Raw genomic sequence first — 25,418 nt, 5'->3', positions numbered from 1 at the left:
GTCATGTGACGTCCGGTTACATCGTGCCTAAGGTCGCGCCTCCCTGAGCCGTTTTTTTCGGAGCCTTCATGCATCGGCGCACGTTCCTCGCCGCGTCCAGCGCCCTGGCCGCCGCAACCCTGGTCCCCACCATGAGCCTCGCCGCCGACGCCGACCTCCTCTCCGCCCCCTGGACGGGGCCCTATGGCGGGGTCCCGCCCTTCGACAAGGTCAAGGTCGCCGACTTCGCCCCGGCCATCGAGGCGGCCATGGCCTCGGAGCTGGCCGAGATCGACGCCATCGCGGCCAATCGCGAGCCGCCCACCTTCGGCAACACCATCGAGGCCCTGGAACGCACCGGCGACGCCAAGAACCGCGTCGACACCCTCTACGGCATCTGGAGCGGCACGCTCTCGACGCCGGAGATGCGGGCGGTGGAGAAGGTCATGGCCCCCAAGGACGCGGCCCATGGCGACAAGATCCTGCAGAACGGCGCGCTCTTCAAACGCATCGAGGCGGTCTACGACGCCCGCGAGAGGTCGGGTCTGACGCCCGAACAGCAGCGGCTGACCTGGCTCTACTGGAACCGCTTCGTGCGCGCCGGCGCCCGGCTGTCGCCGGAGGCCAAGGCCCGGGTGGCGGCGATCAACCAGGAGCTGGCCAATAACTTCACCACCTTCAGCCAGAACCTGCTGGCCGACGAGACCGACTACGTCCTCTACCTGCGCACCGAGAGCGAGCTGAAGGGCCTGCCCGACGACGTGCGCGACGCCTGCGCCGGCGCGGCCGAGGAACGCGGCCACAAGGGTGAGTTCGCCATCCTCAACACCCGCTCCTCGATCGATCCGTTCCTGACCTATTCGACCCGGCGCGACCTGAGGGAAAAGGTCTGGCGCACCTTCTACAGCCGTGGCGACAATGGCGACGCCCACGACAACAACGCCACCATCAAGACGATCCTCAAGCTGCGCGTCGAGCGCGCCAAGCTGCTGGGCTATCCGACCCACGCCCACTGGCGGCTGGAGAACGCCATGGCCAAGACGCCCGAAAACGCCATGGCCCTGATGATGCGGGTCTGGCCCTCGGCCATCGCCCGGGTCCGGCAGGAGGTGGCCGAGATGCAGACCATCGCCGACAAGGAAAAGGCCGGGCTGAAGATCGAGCCCTGGGACTACCGCTTCTACGCCGAGAAGGTGCGCGCCGAGCGCTACAACCTCGATATGAACGAGGTGAAGGCCTACATGCAGCTGGATAAGCTGCGCGAAGGCATGCACTGGGCCGCCGGCCAGCTGTACGGCTTCAGCTTCGTCCCCATCAGCGACGTCCCCGTGGCCCATCCCGACATCAAGGTCTGGGAGGTGAAGGCCGCCGACGGGAGACATGTGGGCCTCTGGTACTTCGATCCCTACGCCCGTCAGGGCAAGCGCTCGGGCGCCTGGATGAACGCCTACCGCGCCCAGGAAAAGTTCCGCGGCAAGATCACCACCATCGTCTCCAACAACGCCAACTTCGTGAAGGGCGCGCCCGGGGAACCGGTGCTGATCAGCTGGGACGACGGCATCACCATGTTCCACGAGTTCGGCCACGCCCTGCACGGCCTGAACTCCGACGTCACCTATCCGTCCCTGTCGGGTACGGCGGTGGCGCGGGACTATGTGGAGTTCCCCAGCCAGCTCAACGAGCACTGGCTGCCGACGCCGGAGGTGCTCAACCGTTTCGCCGTCCACTACCAGACCGGCAAGCCGATCCCCGCGGCCCTGGTGGCCAAGATCGAGAAGGCCCACACCTTCCGACAGGGTTTCAACGTGACGGAATACCTGTCCTCGGCCCTGATCGACATGAAGCTGCACCTGGCCGGCGACGCCGACATCGATCCCGACGCCTTCGAGCGCGAGGAGCTGGCCAAGCTGGACATGCCAAAGGAACTGCCGATGCGCCACCGCACGCCCCAGTTCCAGCACGTCTTCGCCAGCGACGGCTATTCGGCGGGCTACTACAGCTATCTCTGGTCAGAGGTGCTGGACCACGACGCCTTCGAAGCCTTCACAGAGGCCAAGGGCCCCTACGACAAGACCGTGGCCAAGCGGCTGCACGACAAGGTCATGAGCATCGGCAACACCGTCGATCCGGCTCAGGCCTATCGCAGCTTCCGCGGCCGAGATCCGGACGTGAAGGCCTATCTGCGGGACAAGGGCTTCCCGACGACTTGAGGCCGACCCGGGCCAATACCCCGGGTTCCTTGACCTTTCGGCCCTGCGAGCGCATAAGCGCGCCCTTCCGGCGCAGAGCAATCGCGCCCTCTACCGCTACGGCCCCCAGGTCTTATCTGGGACGAGAGCGGCGAGGCCCCCCGTCGACGTGATCGTCCACGGGGGTCGATTGCGTTTGGGCCACAGGAGAGACTTTTGTTCGACGCGCTAACAGATCGGCTGTCTTCCGTCTTCGACCGGCTTTCCGGTCGTGGCGTGCTGTCCGAGAAGGACATCGACGAGGCGCTGCGCGAGGTCCGCGTGGCCCTGCTCGAGGCCGACGTCGCCCTGCCCGTCGTCCGTGACTTCATCGCCAAGGCCAAGGAAAAGGCCGCCGGCCAGGACGTGATCCGCTCGATCCGGCCCGCCGACCAGGTGGTCAAGATCACCTATGACGGCCTGGTGGAGATGCTGGGCGGCGAAGGCGGCGCCGAAGGGCTGAACATCAGCCTCAACCCGCCCACCGTGATCCTGATGGCCGGCCTGCAGGGGTCGGGCAAGACCACCACGGCGGCCAAGCTGGGCCTCAAGCTCGGCAAGGACCGCAAGAAGGTCCTGCTGGCCTCCCTGGACACGCGGCGTCCTGCCGCCATGGAGCAGCTGGCGACCCTGGCGGTTCAGGCCGGCGTCGACTCCCTGCCCATCGTGGCTGGCCAGAGCGCGCCGGATATCGCCCGGCGCGCCATGAGCGCGGCCAAGCTGCAGGGCTACGATATCCTCATCCTCGACACCGCCGGGCGCACGACGCTCGACGAGGCGATGATGAGCGAGGCCGCCGAGATCGCGCGGATCGCCAACCCCTCCGAGACCCTGCTGGTGGCCGACAGCCTCACCGGCCAGGACGCGGTGCGCACCGCCAAGGCCTTCCACGAGCGTCTGCCGCTCACCGGCCTGGTGCTGACGCGGGCCGACGGCGACGGCCGCGGCGGCGCGGCGCTGTCCATGCGCGCGGTCACCGGCCTGCCCATCAAGTTCCTGGGCGTCTCGGAAAAGATCGACGGCCTGGACGTCTTCGACGCCGCCCGCGTGGCCGGCCGCATCCTGGGCCAGGGGGACGTCGTCGCCCTGGTGGAGAAGGCCACCGCCGACCTGGACGTCGCCAAGGCCGAGGCCATGGCAAAGAAGCTGGCCAAGGGCCAGTTCGACCTGGACATGATGGCCGACCAGTTCGCCCAGATGAAGAAGATGGGCGGCATGGAGGGGCTGATGGGCTTCCTTCCCGGCGTCCAGAAGATGAAGAAGCAGATCGCCGAGGCCAATATCTCGGACAAGGCCCTCGACCGGCAGGCGGCCATCATCTCCTCGATGACCAAGCTGGAGCGCAAGAAGCCCGACATCCTGGCCGCCTCGCGCAAGCGCCGCATCGCCAAGGGCGCCGGCGTCGACGTCTCCGAGGTCAACCGTCTGCTGAAGCAGCATCGCCAGATGGCCGACGCCTTCAAGGCGATGAGCAAGGACGGCGGCAAGGGCTTCGCCCGCATGGCCGGCATGATGGGCGGCGGCGGCGGCCAGGACCGGCTGAAGTCGCTGGGCGGCGGCAGGTTGGCCGCGCCCGACCAGAACCAACTCGAAGAGCTCGGCAAGATGGCCGCGGGCGGGGGCAAGCTGCCCGGCCTCGGCGACGGGCTCCCAAAACTTCCCGGCCTGGGCGGCGGCCTGCCCCCCGGCTTCAATCCCTTCAAGAAATCATAGAGATAACAAGGACTAACCTATGCTGAAGATCCGTCTCGCCCGTGGCGGCGCCAAGAAGCGCCCCTACTATTCCATCGTCGTCGCCGACAGCCATTCGCCCCGCGATGGCCGCTTCATCGAGAAGGTGGGCACCTACAACCCGCTGCTGAAGCGCGATGACCCGACCCGCGTCACCCTGAAGCTGGAAAGCATCCAGGCCTGGATCGCCAAGGGCGCCCAGCCCACCGACCGCGTCGCGCGCTTCCTGGCCCAGGCCGGCGTCGTGAAGTGGGAACACGGCAACAACCCCAACAAGGGCAAGCCCGGCAAGAAGGCCGTCGAGCGCACCGAAGAGCGCGCCCAACGCGACGCCGCCCTGGCCGCGGCCATCGAAGAAGCCAAGAACGCCCCGGCCCCCGAGCCGGAACCCGTTGTCGAGGCTGCTCCGGTTGAAGAGGCCCCGGCCGCTGAAGCCCCCGCCGCGGAAGAAGCGCCTGCCGCCGAAGCTGCTCCGGCCGCTGAAGAGGCCCCGGCCGCCGCCGAGGAAGCTGCTGTCGAACCGGCCGCCGAGGCCGCCGCCGACGCGACCCCGGAACAAGCCTAAGCCTTGCGACGGAGGCGGGAGTCCCATGGCTGACCGCCTCCTCCAGGTCGCCCGCGTCGCCGGAGCCTTCGGCGTGCGCGGGGAGATCCGCATCACCACCTTCACCGAGGACCCCCTGGCGCTGGCCGCCTACAGGGTCCTGACCCGCGAGGACGGTTCGCCCGGCCTGACCATCACCACGGCGCGGGCGGTGAAGGGGGCGGTGATCGCCCGGGCGACGGGAATCGACACCCGCGACCAGGCCGAGGCCCTGCGCGGCCTCAAGCTGTTCATCGCCCGCGAGGCCCTGCCCGCGCCCGATGACGACGAATTCTATCACGCCGACCTGCTGGGCCTGATCCTCGAGACCCCCGAGGGCGAGCTGATGGGCAAGGTCAAGACCATCCAGGATTTCGGGGCCGGCGACCTGATCGAGGTCCAGCCCCCCATGGGCGCCAGCTGGTGGCTGCCCTTCACCCGCGAGACGGTGCCGGAAGTGCGTCTCGCCGAGGGTAAGCTGATCGCCGTGCGCCCCGCCGAGATCGACGGCGACGCCGACGAGGGCTGAGGTCCTAGCCGAAACGCTTGTTGAAGCTGGGCAGGCCTTCCGACAGCGGCGTGAGGGGATCGGACGCCCCGTCCTGCAGGTAGGCCGCCGTGGCGCGGGCCAGCGTCCCATAGGCCGCCGCGAACAGGCCGCCGCCGGAGGACAGGCGCCGGATGCCCGCCGCCTGCAGCGCCGCCGCGTTGGGCAGGCCGCCTCGCGCCATGGCGTTGACCGGCAGAGTGATCTCCTTGGCGAACACCGCCAGCAGGTCCCGGTCGGTGGGACCGGGGATGAAGATGCCGTCGGCGCCGGCGGCGGCGTAGGTCCTGGCGCGCGCGAGCACCTCGGCCTGGGCGGCCTCGCCCTCCGCCAGGCCCTTCAGATAGACGTCGGTGCGGGCGTTGATGAACAGGGCGACGCCGGCCTGGTCGGCGGCCTTGCGGGTCGCCTCGATCTTGCGGGCATGGAGGTCGGCGTCGCGCCGGCCATCCTCCAGGTTGATCCCCACCGCGCCCGCGCCCACCACCGCCTTGATGGTCTCAGCCAACTTCGCCAGGTCATCGGTGTAGCCGCCCTCAATGTCGGCCGTCAGTGGGACCTTCAGGACCCGGGCGATCTCGGCGATGGCGGTGATCACCAGGGGAACCGGGAAGAAGTCCCCGTCGGCATAGCCGTGCGCCCAGGCGACGGCGGCGCTGGAGGTGGCCACGGCCTTGGCGCCGGCGTCCTCCATGGTCGCGGCGCTGGCGGCGTCCCAGGCGTTGGGGAGGACCAGGATTTCGGGACCGGCGTGCAGGGCCTTGAAGGCGGCGGCTTGGCTCATGGACGTCTCCTCTTATCGTTCAGAGGATATAGGAAGCGCCGCCGTGAGATGCTCGCGGTTATCGGACTCAGACAGCCCGCGAAATCCTAGTGCCCGTGCGGGCCTTCATAGACGCCCGGGGCCAAGCGCTCGTCTTCAGGGCCCTCAGTTCCGGCGGCCAGCACGAAGCGGCGGTCGCAATAGGGGCATTCGACGAAGGTCGCCTCGCCCATCTCCAGCCAGACCCGCGGATGGCCCAGCGCCCCGCCGACGCCGTCGCAGGCGATCCGACCGGTCCGCACCACCACCGTTTCGGGCGCTGGGAAGTTGGCGGTCAGGGCCGGCTTGGCGGGCATGGTTTCGACGTGGGCGCCCTGGTTGGGGACGGGGACGGCTTTACGGGCCATATGCAAACTCTCCGGCGGCGGGCGCTTGGAGATACGCCCACGTGCGCCTAGGTATGCGACCATAGCTTTACGCGTCAATCGCGCCTGTTTTCGAAAAGTCCGGCATGACCCTTCCCGACTACGCCATCGAGGCCAAGGGCCTCGTGAAGACCTATCCCGCCACCAAGACCACCAACGAGATGCAGGCCCTGAAGGGGATCGACCTGGTCATCCCGCGCGGCTCGATCTTTGGCCTGCTGGGCCCCAACGGGGCGGGCAAGTCGACCTTCATCAACATCCTGGCCGGACTCTGCAAGAAGACCTCCGGCACCGTCTCCATCTGGGGCCGCGACATCGACGAGCGGCCCCGCGATGCCCGGGCCGCCATCGGGGTGGTGCCGCAGGAAATCGCCGCCGACCCCTTCTTCACCCCGCGCGAGAGCCTGGAGGTCCAGGCCGGCATGTACGGCGTGCCCGCGGGTGAGCGCCGCACCATGGAGCTGCTCAATGCGCTCGGCCTCGGCGACAAGGCCAACGCCTATGTCCGCCAGCTGTCGGGGGGCATGAAGCGCCGCCTGATGGTGGCCAAGGCCATGACCCACAATCCGCCGGTGCTGATCCTCGACGAGCCCACCGCCGGGGTGGACGTCGAACTGCGCAAGCAGCTTTGGGCCTATGTGGTGGAGCTGAACCGCAAGGGCGTGACCATCGTGCTCACCACCCACTACCTGGAAGAGGCCCAGGAACTCTGCGACCAGATCGCCATCGTCAACCGTGGCGAGGTGGTCGCCTGCGAGCCCACCGCCACCCTGCTGGCCCGGATGGACATCCGCAATGTGGTGGTGACCCCGGAGGAGCCGGTGACGCAAGCCCCGACCCTGCCGGGCTTCGACACCAAGCTGCGCGCCGCCGGCGCCTTCGCCGTCTCCTACCGCACGGGCCAGTCCAGCGTGGAACAGGTGCTGGCCGCCGTGCGCGCCGCGGGTCTGCACATCAAGGATATCGCCACCGAAGACCCTGATCTGGAGGACGTCTTCGTGTCCCTGACCTCGGCCCCGGCGCCCATCGACGCCTGAGCCTTCCGTTCCGCGCGGCTTTCGGCTAGAAGCGCGTTTCCGAAACGCACCCGTAGCTCAGCTGGATAGAGCGTTGCCCTCCGAAGGCAAAGGTCACACGTTCGAATCGTGTCGGGTGCGCCAACATTTTCAAAGACTTAGTGGGTTTTTGGGAGCGGTTGGCATGGAGCTAGTCACCACCTAGTCACCACCGACGCGGACAATTCCCAGCCTGATCGACTCACGCGATTGTGTGTCTGGTGACCAGCCGCACCAACATTGGCGCCGAAGAGGAGGCCCAGGAGCAAGCTCTGCGCGACAGCGGCAAGGCTGCTCTTGATGACCGGCGCTTCAAGGACGCGTTTCAGGATTTCACGGCCAGCGTTCTGAACCAGTCGATCAGGTGGTTCCGGGAGGAGGGCGTGACCTTCACCAAGCCGGCAGGCGACATAACGCCAAGCGAATTGATCCTTGGCTTAGCATCAGCGGCTGAAGAGGTGTGCAGGGAGCGCGGGGACGACGTCTCCAACAAGTTGGCAACGGCAAATTGGATGTTCACTGCGATCGCGGACCTCCGAACCGCCCTGGATGAGCCCGTGCCGCTCGAAGGGGAGCCAATCACCGTCAAGATGGCGGAGGTCATCGTGCGAGCAATGCTGGTCGGACAGATCGACATGGTCATGACCGCGACTCGTCTTGGATGGGCGGACAAGCTCGATGCCCTTCAGACTGATCGCAAAGGCCGTAAGGCTGGAGCGCTCGCCACCAACGCTAAGAGGGCGACCATCAAGGAACAAGCCCTGGCCAAAGCGATACAGATCGTCGGAACCAACCCGACCTTGAGTCACGAAGAGGTCGGCAAAAAAGTCGCCGATTCGTTGAAGCTCGGAAGATCGATCAAGACCATGACGAATTGGGTTCGGGAATGGCGCCAGAAGGAATTTCTGCCGGAGTGGGTTAGGCCTTAGCGCTAGCGTTTGGGAACCGCTCGCTAGCGTCTGGGACCCGCGCGCTAGCGACTTGGACGTCGCCCTGGTTCTTACCCGGTTTCGCCCATGTATCTGGAACGGCGTCGAAGCGCCGGGACTTGCCGGCGCGCACAATGCAATGGCCATCCTCCCCATGAACGCCCCCTCCAACCTCGTCCCCGTCGGGGCCGCGTCTCAGCACGTCGGTCTCTCCGTCTCCACCCTCAACAAGCTTCGCGTTTTCGGGGGCGGGCCCGTCTTCCTGAAGCTCGGCCGCCGGGTGGTCTATGACCTCGCCGACCTGGACGCCTGGCTGGCGACCAAGCGCCGCCGCTCCACCTCGGACGCCGGCCAGGGCCTCGCCTAAATGGCGCCCCTCTCGCTCAACCCCCGTAAGGCCAAGATCCACCGGAGCTACAGCGTCGCCGAGGTGGCGGCGCTGTTCGGCGTCACCCGTGGCGCGGTCCGGACCTGGTGCAAGGCCGACCTGCCGGCGGTCAAGATCGCCGGCGACCTGCTGATCTATGGCGAGGAACTCCGGGCCTTTCTGGAGAAGCGCCGGGCCGCCCGTCGCGCCGTCTGCCCGCCCGGCTCGATCTATTGCATGAAGTGCCGCGTGCCCCGCCGCCCGGCGCTGGAGGAGATCACGGTCACGCCCCTGATGGGAACGGCCGGCAATATCCGCGCACCCTGTCCCCATTGCGGGGCATCCATGAACCGGCGCGTCTCCCTCCCCCGACTGGCGGAATCCGGGTTTGCCGGTGTCGGCATGAGGCCAGCGCAATCGCACCTAGACCATAGCCCCAACCCCTCCGTGAAACCCCACTTCGACGGGAAGGAATAATCATGATCAAACGCAACGCCGAAAACGAGCGTGTGAAGCGCGACTACCTCATCTGGATGCGTGAAGCGCGGGGCCGCAGCGAAGAGACCCTGGACATCGCGGCGGCGGCCATCGACCGCTTCCAGACCCACACCGGATACAAGGCCTTCAAGACCTTTCGCCCCGAACAGGCGACGAGCTTCAAGGCTGATCTCTCCCGCCAGACCAGCCCCGCGTCCGGAAAGCCTCTGAGTAAGGCGACCCTCTACGGCACGCTGAAGGGGGTCCAGGCCTTCTTCGAATGGCTGTCGCGGGAACCGGGCTATCGTCAGGCGGTCCGCATGTCCGACGCCGAGTACTTCACCCTCAACCGCAATGACGCACGGGTGGCCACGGCGACGCGTGAGCGCCCCTCGCCGAGCCTGGAACAGGTCCGGCACGTTTTGAGCGTCATGCCCACCACCACCACCCTGGAGCGCCGTGACCGCGCCCTGATCGCCTTCATCCTGCTGACCGGGATGCGCGACGCCGCCGTCATCTCCCTGAAGCTGAAGCGCCTGGATATCGGCCGCAAGCAAGTGTCCCAGGACGCCCGTGACGTGAAGACCAAGGCGGCCAAGACTTTCGCCAGCCACTTCTTCCCGGTCGGCGAAGACGTTGAGTTGATCGTCCGCGAATGGGTGGAGGAACTGACCCAAACTCATCTGTTCGGGCCGGACGATCCGGTCTTCCCCGCCACCCGGATCGGTCTGGACCCCATGGGCCAATTCCAGGCCACCGGCTTCGGCCGGGATCACTGGGCTCTCGCCAATCCGGTGCGGGCGATCTTCCGGAAGGCCTTCGAGGCGGCGGGCTTGCCCTACTTCTATCCGCACAGCCTGCGCCGCACCCTCATGCGCCTGGCCTATGACCTCGAACTGTCGCCGCGCGAGTTGAAAGCCTGGAGCCAGAGCCTCGGCCACGAAAGTCCCCTGACCAGCCTGGGCAGCTATGGCGCCTTGAGCCGCGAGGAACAGGGCGACGTCATGGCGCACATCGCGGTTCGCAAGTCCGACCCCGACGCGGCGACGGAAGAGACCCTCCGCCAGATGATGGCCCTCCTCGCCCGCCGCAGGTCCTAAGGGGGAGGGCCTTTCTCCTAGTGGATAGAATCTGACGCTTGGTGCCCATTGGGAGGCCCCGCAGGGCTACAATGCGGCTGCCACCCCTGGCCCGTTAGCGGACGTTGGGAATCTCTGAGATGGGTGGAAAGCAGTTCTGACGGTGACCTAAATAGCGGACCTTTTCAGCCTGACCCGCCGCACACTCAGGTTGGTCTAAATCACCGCTGGTCCGACAAAGCGCCAAGGAAGGGTTTCGCCGGCGCCGAACGGCACGATCAAAGTGGCCGCTGCTGCAACGGTCAAGGGGACCAGGCTCGGAGATCGCTCCAGAACGACCATGCTCTCATTGGGTGCCAGGCCGTAGAAGCGAGGACCATTTTCTGACGCAAAGACTCCGAGAGACCCGAGCGCATCCTCTTCATCGAACACCGTCGCATAGCTTTCCAGCGCGAAGGGAGCGTTGAAGATTCCCGCGCACCCGCACGCCGACTCCTTGTCGCCGACCGCATGGGGGGCGGAGTCCGTGCCCAGGAAGAACTTGGCGGAGCCAGAGGTCGCCGCCCGGCGCAAGGCGAGCCTGTGCGTCTCTCGCTTGGCGACCGGCAGGCAATAGAAGTGCGGTCTAATCCCGCCTTCGAACATGGCGTTTCGGTTGATTGCCAGATGGTGGGGCGTAATGGTCGCTGCCAGATTTGGGCCTCCGGCTTCGACGAAGGCCACCGCGTCGACCGTCGTAATGTGCTCGAAAACAACCTTCAGGCCCGGAAAGTCCCGGATCAGCTTGCCGAGGATGCGTTCGATAAAGACCGCTTCCCGGTCAAAGATGTCGACATGGCGGTCCGTCACCTCGCCATGTAGAAGCAGCGGCATCCCGATGTTCTGCATGACCTCAAGCACAGGATAGATTTTCCGCACGTCGGTGACGCCATGATCCGAATTCGTCGTGGCGTGCGCGGGATAGAGCTTGCAGGCGGTGAACACGCCTTCGACAAAACCACGCTCGACTTCAGAGGCCTCGATCGTGTCGGTCAGATAGCAGGTCATCAGCGGTTGGAAGACCCGTCCTGGTTCAAGCGCGGCCAGGATTCGATCACGATAGGCTTTCGCCGCTGCGATCGTGGTGATCGGCGGACTGAGGTTAGGCATGACGATGGCCCGTGCAAACTGTCGGGCCGTGTAGTTGACGACGGAGGCGAGCATCGGCCCATCGCGAAGATGGACATGCCAGTCGTCGGGTCGCCGAAGCGTCAGGCATGTCGCCGCATTTCTGGCCTCAACGGGCGCGGCGTCGATGTCAGATGTCAGCATAGACGTGGTCCTCGGCTGCGGCGCCGGGATGGGTGACCGCACCATGCCGGGCGGCGCCCACGGTCTGCGCGTACTTCCAGATGGAGCCGGACTGGAAGCCATGCCTGCGTGGTGACCAGTTGGCCCGCCGCGCCGCCAGGGTCGCATCGGCGAGCCGGATCGACAGGATGCCGGCGTCTGCGTCGATATCGATGATGTCGCCGTCTTCGATCAGGGCGATCGGGCCGCCGGTCGCGGCTTCCGGCCCGACATGGCCGATGCAAAGGCCTCTTGTTGCGCCCGAGAAGCGACCATCGGTGATCATCGCCACCTGCTCGCCCATGCCCTGCCCATAGATGGCGGAGGTGGTGGCGAGCATTTCCCGCATTCCAGGTCCGCCGCGCGGGCCTTCGTAGCGAATGACGATCACCTCGCCGGCGGCATAGCGGCGGGCCATGACGGCGGCAAAAGCGTCTTCCTCGCGATCAAAGACACGGGCCGGTCCGCTGAAAGTTAACCTGTGAAGCCCGGCGACCTTCACAATTGCGCCGTCGGGCGCGAGGTTGCCCCTCAGTCCAGTCAACCCGCCCGTGGGCGAAAGGGCGCGGTCGGTTGGAAAGACCACGGTCTGATCGTCGGGGACGCGAACCTCTGCAAGGTTTTCCGCCAGAGTCCGCCCGGTCACGGTCAGGCAGTCGCCGTGCAGAAAACCTCCATCGAGCAGGGCTTTCAGAACCACGGGAACGCCGCCGATATCGTAGACGTCCTTTGCGAGGTAACGCCCGCCCGGCTTCAAATCGGCGATCAACGGCGTTCTCTTGAAGACCTCCGCGACGTCGAACAGATCGAATTCGAGCCCGGCTTCGTGCGCCATGGCGGGAAGGTGCAAGGCGGCATTGGTCGACCCTCCCGTGGCGGCAACCACGGCGGCGGCGTTTTCCAGAGACTTGCGGGTGACGATATCTCGCGGCCGAATGCCGCTCTTCAGGAGCTCCATGACCGCGCGGCCTGCGGCTTCGGCGTATCGGTCGCGGGATTCATAGGGGGCCGGCGTTCCGGCCGAGCCGGGCAGGGCAAGACCGATCGCCTCAGAGACATAGGCCATGCTGTTGGCGGTGTATTGTCCACCGCACGACCCTGCTGACGGGCACGCGACCGTTTCCAGTTCGGCGAGATCCGCATCGGAGATCGTACCGGCCGCGTGGGCGCCGACAGCCTCGAAGACGTCGAGCACCGTGACATCCTTTCCGCGAAACCGGCCCGGCAGGATCGATCCGCCATAGAGGAAGACCGACGGCACATTGAGGCGAAGCATCGCCATCATGAGCCCCGGCAGAGTCTTGTCGCAGCCCGCAAGCCCGACAAGCGCGTCATAGCAGTGGCCGCGGACCGAAAGTTCCACCGAGTCCGCGATGACCTCCCGACTGACCAGAGACGCCTTCATACCGGCGTGGCCCATGGCGATGCCGTCAGTGACGGTGATGGTCGTGAATTCCCTTGGTGTGCCGCCGGCAGCGGTCACGCCGCGCTTCGCGGCCTGGGCCTGACGCGAGAGCGTCATGTTACAGGGAGCGGCCTCGTTCCAGGTCGTCACCACGCCGACGAAAGGCTGGGCGATCTCCTGGCTCGAGAGTCCCATGGCGTAGAGGAATGACCGGTGGGGCGCGCGTTCGGGGCCGACCGTCGTGTGCCGGCTTGGCAGCCGGGACTTGTCCAGCCGATCCGGTTCCCCGTCAAAATTCGGGACAGGGTCGTTGGATTTATCGTTCATGGCCGCGGCTCCGAGAGGTGCGCTCCAGGCGCCCGATTGGCGTGGGCGTCGAGGAATTCTTCGAGATCACGCACGGCGATCCGCCACTCCCGCCCGATCCGAATAGCGCGCACGTCGCCGGTCTTGATCAGCCCTCTCAAGGTAGCGTGGCTGAGCTTCAGAAGGTCGGCGGTCTCTTGCAGGGTCAGGAGCGGTTTGCGGAGCATGGCCAGGCGAGCCTCAATCCTAAGTGCCCAACCGCGAATTCGGTGGGTTGAACATCATTTAGCATCAAGATACGTCAATAGACAAAGTTTGACGTCATTAGGTACCTCGGACTCTTCGTCGCTGCTGGGGTTGCGAGGCGATCTGCGGGCGCGACCGGTCGTGTCTGATCCGGAAGTCCCTCTGAAATTGGAGGTCTGAATCGTGAAATCCGTCAGAACTCACCTGTCCTGGCTGGAGTCGGAATCGATCCACATCCTGCGCGAGGCAGTTGCCGAAGCCCGAAACCCGGTCATGCTTTTCTCCGCGGGCAAAGACTCCACTATTATGGCGCACCTGGCGCTGCGGGCCTTCTATCCTTCCAGACCGCCGTTCCCGCTGCTCCACGTCGACTCGACCTGGGAGTTCAGGTCGCTGATCGCTTTCCGCGACGATTTCGCGGTCAGCCATGGTTTCGAGCTCATCGCCCACTCAAATGAAGAAGGGCGCGCGGCGGGCATCAATCCTTTCGACCATGGAGACCGCTACACCCAGATCATGCGCACGGAGCCGCTAAAGACCGCGCTCGACCTTGGCGGCTACGACATCATCTTTGGCGGCGCCCGGCGCGACGAGGAGAAGTCGCGCGCCAAGGAGCGTATCATGTCCGTTCGCGGCGCGGGCCACACCTGGGAGCCGCGCCAGCAGCGACCAGAACTCTGGCGGCTTTACAACACCCGCTTGGGCAAGGATCAGACGGCCCGGGTCTTTCCGCTCTCCAACTGGACCGAGACGGATATCTGGGCCTACGCGATGCTCCACAAGATTGAGCTGGCGCCGCTTTACTACGCCGCGCCCCGGCCGGTCGTTCAACGCGGCGCGGCCTTCATCGTGGTTGATGAGACGAGCCGCATGCGGTTCCAGCCCGGCGACGAAATCCAGACCAGGACCGTGCGCTTCCGGACGCTCGGCTGCTGGCCGGTCACCGGTGCGGTTGAGTCCGAAGCGACCGATCTCGCCGCCGTCGTCGATGAAACCCTGCGGGCGTCGTCCTCCGAGCGGCAGGGGCGGATCAGCGACGGGGAGGATGGCGGCTCGCTCGAACAGAAAAAGCGGGAGGGCTATTTCTGAACATGACAGCTGACGATCGTCCCTACAAAGACACCATCGCCGTGCTCGCGACGATGCACGACAAGGAGCGCGTGGTCGCGCCGGTCCTCAAGGAAGGGCTGGGGTTGCGGGTCGCTCTGGCGCTCGGCCTGAATACAGACCGGTTCGGCACATTCAGCCGTGATGTCGAGCGGACCGGCTCCCAACTTGATGCGGCCAGGGCCAAGATCGCCGCGGGGTTCGAGTACGCGCCCTATGCTCGCGTGGGTATCGCCAGCGAAGGCAGCTTTGGCCCGCACCCCTATATCCCCTTCCTTGCTTTGGGCCGCGAACTGGTCCTGCTGATCGATCGTGAGCGCGGCCTCGAACTGACGGGCCACTTTGCGAGCCCTGAGACCAACTATGGCCAGGCGGTCGTCTCGGACATGGAAACAGCGGTCGCTTTTGCTGAACGGTCTAAATTTCCCGAACATGGGTTGATAGTCATGGGCTGTGTCGACGAGAAGCCCGCGCCTGATCTCGCCCTGTTCAAGGACGTCGTTGACCACGTCGCTCTGGAACAAGCTGTTGGCCAGGTCGTCGCCAAATGTGGCGCAGCTTTCGTCGAAGCGGATATGCGCGCCCACCGCAATCCAACGCGGATGCGCGCGATCGAGCGCGCGGCCAGCGACCTGGTTCGCCGGTTTCGCAGTGAATGCCCTACCTGCAAACACCCCGGATTTGATGTCACCGAACGCATTGCGGGTCTGCCTTGCGAATGGTGCGGGGAGCCGACGCATGTGATCCGCGCGGAGATCTTGACCTGCCAGGCTTGCGACTGCCGACAGGAGCGCCAGGCGACGAGCGCCAAGACCGCGGACCCGGGGCGCTGCGAGAGCTGCAATCCCTGATCTTGAAGCGGGGCCTCAGCGCGACAGTCGACCTGCGCGTGTACTATCACCTTCCAGTCAGCGGTGAGCGCCTCCGGGCGACCTCCCAATCGATCAAGACTGGTTCCAACGTTTCGTCCGCCCAGACCGAAATTCATGGAGCTTCTGCGCAACTCCTTGCCTATGGGCGTGGAGTTTACCTGATGCGCGCTGACGTCCGCTTGGGGTCGTTCTTTCGCGTTGGGTTCGGGCCAACAAGCAGACGTTCCGGCTCGGTGCCGGATAGCAGACCCTCCCAAAGGCTGTTCAGGGTGGTGAGCGGACGTTCCAGCTCCATCTGCGCCTGAAGCTGCTGAAGGTCTTCACCGCCGTGCTGGCGATGGGCCGATAGAGAAGGCGGCTGTCTCCGCCCGCGTCGTCAGGCGCGTCTTGAGGCCGCTGAATGCGCCGTAGAGCGTTAGATGGTCCGCACCGTATTGTGGGTGCGCTTCTGCCCAGGCTGCCAAGTTTACTGGATCGTCAGGATCGTACCCATAGTGCGGCCCGCGCTGGAGCAGCCCTTCGCGGCATACGCCCCAGGTGAGGTCGAGCCACACCAGCGCGGTTGCACGGCTCAGGACCACTTGCGCAAGTTCCCCGTAATCGCCCACGCCCTCGATGACCCAGCGGGGGCCGGTCGCTATGGCGGCAGCAAGGGTCTTGCCCTCGCCCGCGCCCAGCAGTTCGCCGTCACGCCCCCGGTAGACATCGTCGAGGTGGTGGGCAGCAAGGCCAAGGGCCGCGCCGACGCGCCGGGCGAAGGTGCTCTTGCCCGATCCGCCGGCACCGATCACCCACCAGCGCGTCTGGCTATTCCAGTCTACTTTCTCAGGCACGTCGCCTCCCAGCAGGACACGATAGCTCACCCTGGAGGGGCACCACTATCCAAACGCCCACGCGCCGGACCAACTACCCGGGGGCTATCCGAATGTTCGCTGTGGGTCGAATTCAGCCGGCAGTTCCATGCTCGCAACCGGACCTAGGCCACGCGCGCGCAAAGCAGACCCTTCAGACGTCGCTAAGGGGTGGAAAACTGACCGCACCACAGGTCGCCAGCGACCAGAGTCGCCGGATGGCGTCTGGCCCGCCCAGTGCTATCGTCAGCCTGTTTCACAACAGGCGAGGGCGAAATGCTTCGGATATTCCTGACCGCCTTGGCGTTAACGGTCCTGCTGCCGGTCCCCGGAAACGCAGCGGACTCAACAACTGCCGCCAATTCCAGCGAGCCTTTGAATATCGGCTTTGTCCTCTACACCAAGACCCGTACGCCCGGTGTCTTGAGTGCGAGATGGAACTACGCCAACGCCTACAGCGGGCCAGGCAAAGCGACCGGAGGCCCGAAGGCGGGCAGCTTCGTGGGGCGCTATCACGTGCGCTACTTCCTCGAGAACGGTCAGTTCTCGGACGAATACGATCTCGATATCCAGAGGCACGCGCCCGGCGATTTCTACGATGTGACCTGGATTACCGACGGAAAGGTGAGCGCCAGAGGGGTCGGTATGGAAGTCGCGGGTCGCAAGAGTCTCGCTGTCGGCTGGCGCAGAGTGGCTGATTGACCATCTCAACGTCTGTTGAGGGTCGGGTGCGGAAGTCAGACCTCAGCCCCACACCGGACCTTCAGCCTCATGGCCGAGAGCCGACCTCCAGAATGTCTGCACCGGGTGGGTAGCGGACGTGACGCTGTCCTATTGGGCCTCGGCCCACCAGCCCGCGTACCAAAGCCCTCGATAGAACGGCGCAACAATCTTGAAGCCACTCTGCGTCAGGCGCTCACGGATGACGGTGTCGGAGACGATAGGCATGGCGCCGACTCTGGACGCCACTTCAGCGGCTGCGTCAGGGGCTAAGCCGCCCAATATGGCGTGCCTCGCATAGGCGTGCTCCATTCGCTCATACATAGCGGCATTGTCGAAGCAGACATCGACGTGAATATAGGGTGCGCCCGGCTTGAGCCGCTTACGGATGCTGGTGAGGAAACCTAGCTTGGACCCGTCGTCCGGCAGAAAGTGCATCACGAAGAGGGCCGTCGCCGCGTCAAACACTGGATCCTCTGTGAGGTTGTCCACGACGCCCTCCACCAGGGTCGTTCTCAGATCAAGGTGGTCCGCGGCGACATAGGCCTTGGCCAAGCTGAGCAACTCGGCAGAGGGATCAACACCTACCAGGCGGTAGTTGGCTGGCGACGCGCCAAGGGTCTGAAGCTCGCGTCCTCCACCGGCGCCCACAACCAGGATCGTCGAACCGGCGCTAAGCTCGGTATCGAGGATCGACCGCATCGCGCGATGCAAACCATCGACTCCAGGGACGACGGCTGTCTGGAAGGGCCTAAAGGCGTCTTGAGGCAAAGGCGTGGGCTCTTCTGGCACTGAATTTCCTGTTTCCGCTTTCCCGGAACAACATGGCGCAGACAACGTCGAAAGTCTGCTCAGGGTCGAACTTCACCGTTGGGTTCGGGCCCGGAAGCAGACCTTCGCCCAGCAGTCCTCGACGGGACTCCAATGTCAGGTTCTATCCACTAGGCGATCCTGACGACATTGCTCTGCGTGGAGTCGCCCCGCATCGCCCCGTCAATCGCCGCCGCCGTTCGATCCGCCGCCGCCTTCACTGGGCTGTCGGCGAGGTGGGCGTATTGCTGCGTCGTCTTGACGTCCTTGTGGCCAAGGATGGCGGCGATCAGGGGCAGGGACAGACCACCGGCCGCGCCGAAGCTCGCGAAGGTGTGGCGCAGGTCATGGAGGCGGACGTCCGGCAGGTCGGCGGCGGTCCGCACTGCCTCCCAAACCTTCGGTGTGCCCACATAGTGCTTCTTGGGATCGCTAGCCGCCGGGAACATGAACACCACCCCCTTGGGGTGGGGCAGGCCCTGGAGGCAAAGGAGCGCCGCCGCGCCCAAGGGCACCATGCGCGCGCCGGTCTTGGAGTCCGCCAGATAGAGACAGGCCCGCTGGAAATCGACCTCCGACCACCGCAGGCCCTCGATCTCACCCTTGCGGGCCCCGGTCAGGGTTAGGAGGCGGATGACGTTAAGCCCATGGGTGTTGACGCCCGCGTCCTCGGCGGCCTTGAGCGCCCCGGTCAGGCGCTGGAGTTCATCGGCCGACAGGAACCGTTGAGATTGGCGATCCTTGAACTTGGTGACGCCGCGCACGGGATTGTCGGCACGGATTTCCTCCCGAACCGCGAAGGCGAAGACGGCGCCTAGCAGGCCCAGGGTTCGGCTCGCCGTGCCCTTGCCGCCCCGCGCGGCCGGATCGGCCCGCTTGCGTGTCTCGACCGCCGCCAGGGCCTTGCCCTTGAGCCCCTTGGCCTTGAGCGCCTTGCGAGAGGGCTTGAGCGAGGCGGCCGTCTTGCCGGCGGCGACGTCACGCATGAACTTGGCGACCTCGGCGGTGGTCACGGCGGAAGCGGGACGTTTGCCCAGCAAGGGCTTGATGTGGGATCGGATGCGCGACCGGTCGCTGATCAGGGTCGCGGGTTTCTTGGTGGCGACCCCCTCGGCCAGATAGAGGTCGCACAGGGCGGCGACGTTCATTTCGTCGCGGGCGCGGTGGCGCTTGGTCTGGGGGTCTTCGCCGAGCCGGACGCGACCCAGGACCTTGCCGGCTTCGGTGCGGGCTTCGTCCGGGGTCATCTCCCCGTGACGCGCGATAGTGTACTCGCGGCGCGCCGCCGCGCGGCCCTCGCCGGCCCGATACCAGACGAAGTAGGTCTTTAGCCCGGTGGTGGCGACCTTGAGGCCGAAGCCCTTCAGCTTGTCGTCCCAGACCCGGTAGACCTCGGCCTCCGGAGCCGCCGCGTCCACTGTTCGCCTTCCGATCCTGGCGACCCGCCGCTCCGTTCCCATCTCGTTCCTTTCCGTGGTGACTAGCGCCGCGCTAGTCACCACCTAGTCACCACCGCGTCGGACAATGGGTGACCCCTCAGGAATCTGGAGGCAAGGAAAATTGTTGTAAAACAGTGGCTTCTGACATTCCAGGACAGGCCCGGAAATTCAGGGAATCCGATTTCCTTAGCCCTCCGAAGGCAAAGGTCACACGTTCGAATCGTGTCGGGTGCGCCAACGGACTTCCATAGAACAAAGACTTATAGAGGTCCCGTCGGGCGCGCCGGGCCCACGACCGGTGGCGGGTCCGCACGTGGTCCGCACGGCAAGGAGTTTTAGAGCCTCACCAGGCTCTGTGAAGGTTTGCGCGCCCTCCTTTTCCTGCATGGATCTGAAGCGTCCTCACTGGCGCGCGATCCTCCGGGCGCTTCAGGATCGACCGGAAGAGCTGCGACGCCACCCAGGCCATCCTGCACGAACGCCGCCGCGAAAAAGCCGCCCAGGCCACGCCGGCGGGTCAGCCGGGTGCGGAGCCGGACGGGCTGCTGGCTGAGGCGACTTAGCAGAGCGTGACAGCCGAAAGTGGAAACCGGTTACGGCGCCCGTCACGCGACAAGCAAAGACTCTATCTGATGAGGCGGGCGCGGATGGCCTCACGGGCCGCCGCGTCCGCCCCGATCGCATCAAGATAGGCGTCGACTGAGCCGCTTCGGGCCTCGATCGAGGCGAAGGCGGCGTCCAGATAGGTCGCATCGACGCCCAGGAAGGCGCGGACCGCGGTCTCCGAGGGCCGCTGGCCCAGGGACTTCTCCAACGCCTCGGTGATCATCGGCAGCCGCTCATCGACGCGGGCCGCCACGTTGGTCAGCAGGTAGTCCTCGCGCAGGTCGTCGGCATGGACGCCCAGGATGTGGTGGGTGAGCGCCGCCAGCAGACCGGTGCGGTCCTTGCCCGCCGTGCAATGGATCAGCACCGGACCCGCGCCCGCCGCCAGGGCCGCGAAATAGCGGCCGAACAGCTCAAGATGACGCGGCTCGAAGGGCGCCTTGTCGTAATAGTCGAGGAAGAAGGCCCGGGCGCTTTCCGGCGTCAGGTCGGTCTCGCGCAGGAAGGCCACGTGCGGCGCTTCGGTCTGGTCGCCGAGATCGCACTGGATCACCTCGGCCGAGAAGCCGTCGTGGCGCAGGCTGGGATCGTTGTCCCGCTCGCGGGGCCGGCGCAGATCCACCACCGTGGCGAGGTTCAGCGCCGCCATGGCCGCCAGATCAGCCGGGGTGGCGCGGGCCTGATGGGCGGCGCGGAACAGCTGGCCCGAGGCGATCCGTCCCCCACGCACGACGTAACCGCCGTAGTCGCGGAAATTCTCGACGCCCTGGAGGGGCAGGATACGGGGGTTGGTCATGAGGTCTTCCATGAGACCCATGACTCTAGACGGCAAGTGTGACGGACCGTCACCCAGCCAGGCGGGGCTGCCTAGAGCTGGTTATATTCGCCGCAGCGGCACTTCACGACGACTTCCTTGGCGGAGCTCGCGTCGTCGCCGGTGAGGATCACCTCGTCGCAGGCGCCGCAGGTGAAGGCCGCGCCGATGTCGGGGGTCTTCGTCAGGTCGATCGCAACGGCTTCCACCAAGTCCCGACGGCCGATGAACAGGCTGGGGAACACACGCATCGAAGTCATAATCATCGAAATCGCCTCACTATGGCTCAAGCTCACAAGGTCTCAGGCCGACCCTGCAAGAACCAGGGTTATGAGCATCATTTGCTGCAATGCAATGACAACTGCATGCCTTTCCTGAGAAAGGATGAGGGCGCCTAGCTCTTGGTCAACTTTCGCGACGCAACATCGACGACGCCACGTGGACTATCAGCGGGCCTGGGCGTCCATCAGACTGCCGGCATAGGCCGCGTGGCCGACATGGGTCAGCCTGGTCTGGAAATCGGCGAACACCTGCCCCCCAAGGTCACGCCAGCGGCGGCAGAAGGCATAGTCCTCCGAGAGGTGCTCCCCGGTCTCGGCCTCGATGAAGGTCTCAAAGATCATGGTGGCGTGGGAGGTTCCGCCGCCGGAGGTATCCCCCAGCCTGGCCTTCAGCTCCGGATGGGCCGCGGCGACCTGTTCCACCACGGCGCGTTTGATCAGCATGAAGCCGGTGCCGATATAGGCCACCGGACCAAAGCCATCGTCGTCCACCTCGACCCGGCTGTCGGGGGTGGGGATGAAGCGGACCACATAGCCCACCGAGGCCGCCATCAGGTCGCGCTTGCCGTCGGCAGCCGCCTGGCGGACCTTGGTCCAGTCGATGCTCTTGATGGGATAGACGCCCCCCACCAGGTCGCGGTCGGCATCCAGCAGGCGGAACACCTGCTCGGGTTTGAAACCGATATCGGCGTCCACGAACAGCAGGTGGCTGGCGCCGCTCTTGAGGAACTTGTCGGCCATGGCCGCGCGAGCGCGCGTGATCAGGGCGTCACCGCCCCCCAGTTCCACGGTCAGGCCGACGCCGCGCGCGGCGCAGGCGGCCTGGAGATCCAGCACCGAGCGCATGAAGTGGATGTGGGCGAGACCGCCATAGCAGGGGGTCGCCAGGAAGATCGATGCGGCCTGGGCCATGGAACGCCTTTCGTGGAGGCGCGCAGCTTCCCGTGCGCCGCCCCGCAGGGCAAGCGGGGACCCTGATCAGTAGACCAGGTTGAAGCTCGCCAGCGCGGCCGCCGCGGTGAGGAACAGGATCACCGCCAGGATTTCATAGCGCTTGAAGAGAGGGCCGTTCGGCGATCGCATCTTGGTCTCCCAGCCGTCCCGAGGCGGGACACCAAGGTTTTGTCAGGGCAAGGGGCAGGCCAGCCTCAGGGGCGAGCCGGAACCTTGCCGGGCCAGGTGAGGAAGCCGTTGCGGTCGCGGCCGGCGGCCTCGCGCGGGCCACAGGTGTTGCAGCCGCGTCCGCCGCCAGGTTGCTCGTAACCGCCGCGTTGCTCGTAACCGCCCCGCTCTTCGTAGCCGCCGGCGTAGCGGCGGCTGCCGGAGCTGTAACCTTCCGACTGCTGGGAATAGCGCTCCGAGCCCTGGTCATCGACGATAACGACCTGGCCCTGGACCTGGCGGTCGGGCACATCGACATAGCCGTCATAGGCGGGGGCGGCCTGGTAGGACCGTTGCTGCGCGTAGGCGTATTCGCGGACCTGTTCGCGCCGGCCATAGTCACGCTGGACGTGGGCCACGCGGCGCACGGTTTCACGGCGGACCGCAGGCTGGCGATGCGGCGCGGGGCGATAGACCACCCGCTCCGGCTCGGGGGTCATGGCGGCCGGCTGGGCAGTGATAGGGGTGGCGGCCGGCGCGCAGGACGCCGCCACCGCCTTGCAGCAGCAGTCGGCGGGCTTGGCCGCCGGGGCCTGGGCGATCTTCAGCGCGCCGGTGGAATCACAGGCGGCGAGGGCCAGGAAGGCCAGGGCGGGAATGAGGGAGCGCAGGCGCATTTGGGATCTTCCGGCGGCTCGAAAACGAGGGTCGGAAAGATCGTTGGAGATCAGGCGCCGTTAACGCTGTGACTTTCACCGTGGGCGCGAAGAAAGCCCTCCACGAGGTCTGCGTAGAGGTGAAATCCCTTATAGGCGGCGAACTCCGGGGCGGCCCCGCGCCAGGCCTGAGCGAAGGCGGCAAGCTGTTCGGGGCTCTCGGCCAGGGCCTGGAACGGCGTCAGCCAGACGCGGATGGTGAACAGCACTCCGCCGGTCTGCAGCAGGCGGCGCACCGTCTGGCGCTCCACCCGGGTGAACAGGGCCTGGCCCACATCGGCGGGCGCGATCTCGCCGATGCGGGCGCGGACCGGAGCGGAGAAGGGGGTGAAGGGCTCGCTGGAATTGACCACCGACCAGTTGCGCCGCTGCAGGATCAGGCCGGGCCGCAGGCCGTCGAAGATGCGCACCAGCCGCACCAGGAACCGGTCGTTGAAGCCGTTCACCGGGCCGTGGATCTGCGCGAGGCTTTTCCCCAACACCTCACGGGCGGTGAAGAAGGTCGGCGCCGAAAGGCTGATGGCGCTGACCCGCCAGTGGCCGCCGGTCCTCTCCACCAGCACCAGGTCATCGGCGACGGTGCGTGAGGCGGCGTAGAGCGGCGGCAGGTCGCCAGACGAGGTCACACCTATGAGGGCGGCCACCTCCAATTGGCCGGGCCGCGAGCCCGGCGTCTCCCCCCAAACCAGGTCGCGGTGGTCGGCATGGAGCGGGTCCTTGCGCGCGGCCGGGTCGGCCTCGCCGCCCTCCAGCCAGCGGGCCTCATCGATGGGCGCGAGGCCGATGGCGAAATCGGCGGACTCCTCCCAGGGCCGGCGCCTCATCGGCGGCGCAACCGCTGGAGGACCGAGTAGACCGCCAGGGCCACCGCGACGCCGATCGTGTCGGCGAGCAGATCACGCCAGTCGCCATCGCGGCCAAAGCCCATGGTCGCCTGCAGGATCTCCACCGCGGCCCCCAGGCCGATGGCGAAGGCGGCGATGGCTCGGGGCCGGCGGTGGGAGAGCAACAGGCCCGCGGCCGTCAGCACGAACCAGGCGATGGCGTGCTCGACCTTGTCCCAGAGGGTGATCTCCGGAAGTTCGTCCACCGGCGACAGGCACAGCCACAGCAGGAAGGCGGTGGCCGCCGCATAGAGGGCGAGGCGCAGCGGGCGCGGCAGGCGGTCAAGAAACATGCCCCCAAACTTGCACGTCTGCCCGCGCCTCTCTAGCGTCGCGCCGATTTTCAAGGACGGAGCAGGCAATGGCGGTCGAGGCGGTGATCTGGGATTTCGGCGGGGTGTTCACCTCCTCGCCCTTCGAGGCTTTCGCCCGTTATGAGAGCGAGAACGGGGTTCCGAAGGACCTGATCCGCCGGGTCAATTCCACCAATCCCGACACCAACGCCTGGGCGCTTTTCGAGCGGAACGAGATCGACACCAAGGGGTTCGACAGCCTGTTCCTGGAAGAATCCACCGCCCTGGGTCACCCGATCCCCGGTAGCCACGTCCTGCCCCTGCTGTCGGGCATGGTGCGCCCGCGGATGGTGGCGGCGCTGCAGGCCTGCAAGCAGCACTTCAAGGTCGGCTGCATCACCAACAACATGGTCAGCATGCACTCGCCGGGCGCAGACGCGCCGCAGCGGGCGGCCGGCGCCATGGGTCAGATCATGCCGCTGTTCGACCACATCATCGAAAGCTCCAAGGCCGGCGTCCGCAAGCCCGATCCGAAGATCTATCTGATGATGTGCGAGGCCCTGTCGGTCGAACCCGCGACTTGCGTCTATCTCGACGACCTGGGGATCAACTGCAAGCCGGCCGCGGCGCTGGGCATGAAGGCCATCAAGGTGGTGGACGTCGACCAGACCCTGGCCGACCTCGCCGCCGCCACCGGCCTCACCTTCGACGCGGTCGCCGCGTGAGCCGGCCCGGGAAGATCGGGGCGGCCGCGGCCCTGGCCAAACTGCCCGGCTGGAGCGCGCTGGGCGGCGCCCGCGACGCCATCACCCGCACCTATCTGTTCCCCGACTTCAACACCGCCTTCGGCTTCATGGCGCGCGCCGCCCTGATGGCCGAGAAGCTGGATCACCATCCGGAGTGGTTCAATGTCTACAACCGGGTCGAGGTGACCCTGGCCACCCACGACGCCGACGGCGTCACCGAGCTGGACGTGACCCTGGCCAGTTTCATGGACGAAGCGGCCCACCACGCGGGCCTGAAGAACTAGTTCACCAGGATGGTGCCCAGCAGCAGCTTGCCGCCGGGGCCGCCCAACACACGGTCGGTTTCGCGCTGCAGTTCGTGCGCGATGAACTCGGCGTTGGGGGCGGTGGAGGGCGCCAGGCCCGAGGCGTAGATCTGCAGGGCCTGGACGAAGCCCGCCCTGAACCGGGGGGCAAGCAGTTCGGCCCGGGCGCGCAGGGCGACGTCGGGAATGTCGATCCCGGTCTCCACCGTCAGCACGCCGCGCCGGCCATCCACACGCATGATGGTCGCCGTCAGGGTCGGCAGCTGCAGGTAGGAGAGACCCCCGCCCTTCTTCTTTTCGGTCTTCTCCCCGCCTCCGGACGCCTGGGCGGCCGCCGGCAGGGCGGCGGCAAGGGCGGCGAGACTCAGCAGGCGGCGACGATCCATAACGTGACGGTGTGCCGCATTATGGTTAGCGGTCTCTT

At 66.2% G+C, this 25,418-nt stretch carries 29 protein-coding genes and 1 tRNA gene; 15 read left to right on the top strand and 15 right to left on the bottom strand.

Annotated elements, in window-relative coordinates; genetic code table 11:
- Positions 1-68: 68 nt before the first annotated feature.
- From JKL49_RS01915 to rimM, 4 genes are all read left to right on the top strand, one after another.
- Positions 69-2,189 (top strand): M3 family metallopeptidase, encoded by a 2,121-nt coding sequence (locus tag JKL49_RS01915; protein ID WP_215337932.1) that lies wholly within the window; start codon positions 69-71, stop codon positions 2,187-2,189.
- 195 nt (positions 2,190-2,384) lie between these two features.
- Positions 2,385-3,920 carry a signal recognition particle protein gene (gene ffh, locus JKL49_RS01910; RefSeq protein WP_215337930.1) on the top strand — a complete coding sequence of 512 codons (1,536 nt, stop codon included), beginning with the start codon at positions 2,385-2,387 and terminating at the stop codon, positions 3,918-3,920.
- A gap of 19 nt (positions 3,921-3,939) precedes the next feature.
- The gene (rpsP, locus tag JKL49_RS01905; RefSeq protein WP_215337928.1) at positions 3,940-4,503 is read left to right on the top strand and encodes a 30S ribosomal protein S16; all 564 of its coding nucleotides are present in this window, start codon (positions 3,940-3,942) and stop codon (positions 4,501-4,503) included.
- Positions 4,504-4,528: 25 nt separating this feature from the next.
- Complete coding sequence (gene rimM, locus JKL49_RS01900) at positions 4,529-5,050, top strand: ribosome maturation factor RimM (protein ID WP_215337926.1); 522 nt, start codon at positions 4,529-4,531, stop codon at positions 5,048-5,050.
- A gap of 4 nt (positions 5,051-5,054) precedes the next feature.
- On the opposite strand, the gene JKL49_RS01895 is transcribed toward rimM, so the two are convergent.
- On the bottom strand, positions 5,055-5,852 hold the full coding sequence (locus tag JKL49_RS01895) for an isocitrate lyase/PEP mutase family protein (RefSeq protein ID WP_215337924.1): 798 nt from the start codon (positions 5,850-5,852) through the stop codon (positions 5,055-5,057).
- Positions 5,853-5,938: 86 nt separating this feature from the next.
- Positions 5,939-6,187, bottom strand: coding sequence for a zinc-finger domain-containing protein (locus JKL49_RS01890; protein WP_215342644.1), 249 nt, complete (start codon positions 6,185-6,187; stop codon positions 5,939-5,941).
- 155 nt (positions 6,188-6,342) lie between these two features.
- Here JKL49_RS01890 and JKL49_RS01885 point away from each other — a divergent pair, with 155 nt between their 5' ends.
- From JKL49_RS01885 to JKL49_RS01860, 6 genes are all read left to right on the top strand, one after another.
- Positions 6,343-7,293, top strand: coding sequence for an ABC transporter ATP-binding protein (locus tag JKL49_RS01885; protein WP_215337922.1), 951 nt, complete (start codon positions 6,343-6,345; stop codon positions 7,291-7,293).
- A gap of 46 nt (positions 7,294-7,339) precedes the next feature.
- A tRNA-Arg gene (locus JKL49_RS01880) sits at positions 7,340-7,416 on the top strand.
- A 116-nt stretch (positions 7,417-7,532) separates the two neighbouring features.
- Complete coding sequence (locus JKL49_RS01875; RefSeq protein ID WP_215337920.1) at positions 7,533-8,240, top strand: hypothetical protein; 708 nt, start codon at positions 7,533-7,535, stop codon at positions 8,238-8,240.
- Between the two features lie 139 nt (positions 8,241-8,379).
- Positions 8,380-8,607 (top strand): helix-turn-helix transcriptional regulator, encoded by a 228-nt coding sequence (locus JKL49_RS01870; RefSeq protein ID WP_215337919.1) that lies wholly within the window; start codon positions 8,380-8,382, stop codon positions 8,605-8,607.
- Entirely contained in the window at positions 8,608-9,084 is a 477-nt protein-coding gene (locus JKL49_RS01865) for a helix-turn-helix domain-containing protein (RefSeq protein ID WP_215337917.1), read from the top strand.
- 2 nt (positions 9,085-9,086) lie between these two features.
- Entirely contained in the window at positions 9,087-10,184 is a 1,098-nt protein-coding gene (locus tag JKL49_RS01860) for a tyrosine-type recombinase/integrase (RefSeq protein WP_215337915.1), read from the top strand.
- A gap of 195 nt (positions 10,185-10,379) precedes the next feature.
- Here the strand turns inward: JKL49_RS01860 and pyrC are convergent, their stop codons facing one another.
- From pyrC to JKL49_RS01845, 3 genes are read right to left on the bottom strand one after another with little or no spacing between them, the layout of a single operon-like run.
- Complete coding sequence (pyrC, locus tag JKL49_RS01855) at positions 10,380-11,474, bottom strand: dihydroorotase (RefSeq protein WP_215337913.1); 1,095 nt, start codon at positions 11,472-11,474, stop codon at positions 10,380-10,382.
- On the bottom strand, positions 11,461-13,224 hold the full coding sequence (ilvD, locus tag JKL49_RS01850; protein ID WP_215337911.1) for a dihydroxy-acid dehydratase: 1,764 nt from the start codon (positions 13,222-13,224) through the stop codon (positions 11,461-11,463). The genes pyrC and ilvD overlap by 14 nt, the downstream gene beginning before the upstream one ends.
- Positions 13,221-13,430: a helix-turn-helix domain-containing protein gene (locus JKL49_RS01845; RefSeq protein WP_215337909.1), complete on the bottom strand. Its 210-nt coding sequence runs from the start codon at positions 13,428-13,430 to the stop codon at positions 13,221-13,223. The genes ilvD and JKL49_RS01845 overlap by 4 nt, the downstream gene beginning before the upstream one ends.
- A gap of 202 nt (positions 13,431-13,632) precedes the next feature.
- Between JKL49_RS01845 and cysD the strand changes: the two genes are divergently transcribed.
- Entirely contained in the window at positions 13,633-14,538 is a 906-nt protein-coding gene (cysD, locus tag JKL49_RS01840; RefSeq protein WP_347340343.1) for a sulfate adenylyltransferase subunit CysD, read from the top strand.
- 2 nt (positions 14,539-14,540) lie between these two features.
- Positions 14,541-15,407 carry a DUF6671 family protein gene (locus JKL49_RS01835; RefSeq protein WP_215337907.1) on the top strand — a complete coding sequence of 289 codons (867 nt, stop codon included), beginning with the start codon at positions 14,541-14,543 and terminating at the stop codon, positions 15,405-15,407.
- Positions 15,408-15,748: 341 nt separating this feature from the next.
- On the opposite strand, the gene JKL49_RS01830 is transcribed toward JKL49_RS01835, so the two are convergent.
- Positions 15,749-16,291, bottom strand: a complete 543-nt coding sequence (locus JKL49_RS01830) for a P-loop NTPase family protein (protein ID WP_215337905.1) — start codon at positions 16,289-16,291, stop codon at positions 15,749-15,751.
- 264 nt (positions 16,292-16,555) lie between these two features.
- Here JKL49_RS01830 and JKL49_RS01825 point away from each other — a divergent pair, with 264 nt between their 5' ends.
- Positions 16,556-16,981, top strand: a complete 426-nt coding sequence (locus JKL49_RS01825) for a hypothetical protein (RefSeq protein WP_215337903.1) — start codon at positions 16,556-16,558, stop codon at positions 16,979-16,981.
- 129 nt (positions 16,982-17,110) lie between these two features.
- Here JKL49_RS01825 and JKL49_RS01820 read toward each other — a convergent pair whose 3' ends face one another.
- The 8 genes from JKL49_RS01820 to JKL49_RS01785 all read right to left on the bottom strand — a co-directional run bounded on the left by JKL49_RS01820 (position 17,111) and on the right by JKL49_RS01785 (position 23,943).
- Entirely contained in the window at positions 17,111-17,713 is a 603-nt protein-coding gene (locus JKL49_RS01820; protein ID WP_215337901.1) for a class I SAM-dependent methyltransferase, read from the bottom strand.
- Positions 17,714-17,940: 227 nt separating this feature from the next.
- A complete protein-coding gene (locus JKL49_RS01815; RefSeq protein ID WP_215337899.1) occupies positions 17,941-19,227 on the bottom strand; it encodes a tyrosine-type recombinase/integrase in 1,287 nt (428 codons plus the stop codon).
- Between the two features lie 646 nt (positions 19,228-19,873).
- Positions 19,874-20,650 (bottom strand): tyrosine-protein phosphatase, encoded by a 777-nt coding sequence (locus JKL49_RS01810; RefSeq protein WP_215337897.1) that lies wholly within the window; start codon positions 20,648-20,650, stop codon positions 19,874-19,876.
- Positions 20,651-20,721: 71 nt separating this feature from the next.
- Positions 20,722-20,928, bottom strand: coding sequence for a hypothetical protein (locus JKL49_RS01805; protein ID WP_215337889.1), 207 nt, complete (start codon positions 20,926-20,928; stop codon positions 20,722-20,724).
- Positions 20,929-21,114: 186 nt separating this feature from the next.
- Positions 21,115-21,861, bottom strand: a complete 747-nt coding sequence (locus JKL49_RS01800; protein ID WP_215337887.1) for a hypothetical protein — start codon at positions 21,859-21,861, stop codon at positions 21,115-21,117.
- A gap of 236 nt (positions 21,862-22,097) precedes the next feature.
- Complete coding sequence (locus tag JKL49_RS01795) at positions 22,098-22,727, bottom strand: hypothetical protein (RefSeq protein ID WP_215337885.1); 630 nt, start codon at positions 22,725-22,727, stop codon at positions 22,098-22,100.
- A gap of 50 nt (positions 22,728-22,777) precedes the next feature.
- Positions 22,778-23,590 (bottom strand): heme-dependent oxidative N-demethylase subunit alpha family protein, encoded by an 813-nt coding sequence (locus tag JKL49_RS01790; RefSeq protein WP_215337883.1) that lies wholly within the window; start codon positions 23,588-23,590, stop codon positions 22,778-22,780.
- Complete coding sequence (locus JKL49_RS01785; RefSeq protein WP_215337881.1) at positions 23,587-23,943, bottom strand: VanZ family protein; 357 nt, start codon at positions 23,941-23,943, stop codon at positions 23,587-23,589. Before JKL49_RS01785 ends, JKL49_RS01790 begins: the two co-directional genes overlap by 4 nt.
- Before the next feature lie 68 nt (positions 23,944-24,011).
- Here JKL49_RS01785 and JKL49_RS01780 point away from each other — a divergent pair, with 68 nt between their 5' ends.
- Together JKL49_RS01780 and JKL49_RS20940 are read left to right on the top strand one after the other, a co-directional pair.
- Positions 24,012-24,668: an HAD-IA family hydrolase gene (locus tag JKL49_RS01780; protein WP_215337880.1), complete on the top strand. Its 657-nt coding sequence runs from the start codon at positions 24,012-24,014 to the stop codon at positions 24,666-24,668.
- Positions 24,665-24,973, top strand: coding sequence for a 4a-hydroxytetrahydrobiopterin dehydratase (locus JKL49_RS20940; RefSeq protein ID WP_215337878.1), 309 nt, complete (start codon positions 24,665-24,667; stop codon positions 24,971-24,973). The genes JKL49_RS01780 and JKL49_RS20940 overlap by 4 nt, the downstream gene beginning before the upstream one ends.
- Here the strand turns inward: JKL49_RS20940 and JKL49_RS01770 are convergent.
- The gene (locus JKL49_RS01770) at positions 24,970-25,380 is read right to left on the bottom strand and encodes a Tat pathway signal protein (protein WP_215337876.1); all 411 of its coding nucleotides are present in this window, start codon (positions 25,378-25,380) and stop codon (positions 24,970-24,972) included. The two genes, JKL49_RS20940 and JKL49_RS01770, sit on opposite strands and share 4 nt — an antisense overlap.
- Positions 25,381-25,418 lie beyond the last annotated feature (38 nt).

The sequence above is a fragment of the Phenylobacterium glaciei genome (assembly GCF_016772415.1).
Taxonomy (GTDB): domain Bacteria; phylum Pseudomonadota; class Alphaproteobacteria; order Caulobacterales; family Caulobacteraceae; genus Phenylobacterium; species Phenylobacterium glaciei.
This window is presented reverse-complemented; position numbering and strand designations above follow the sequence as displayed.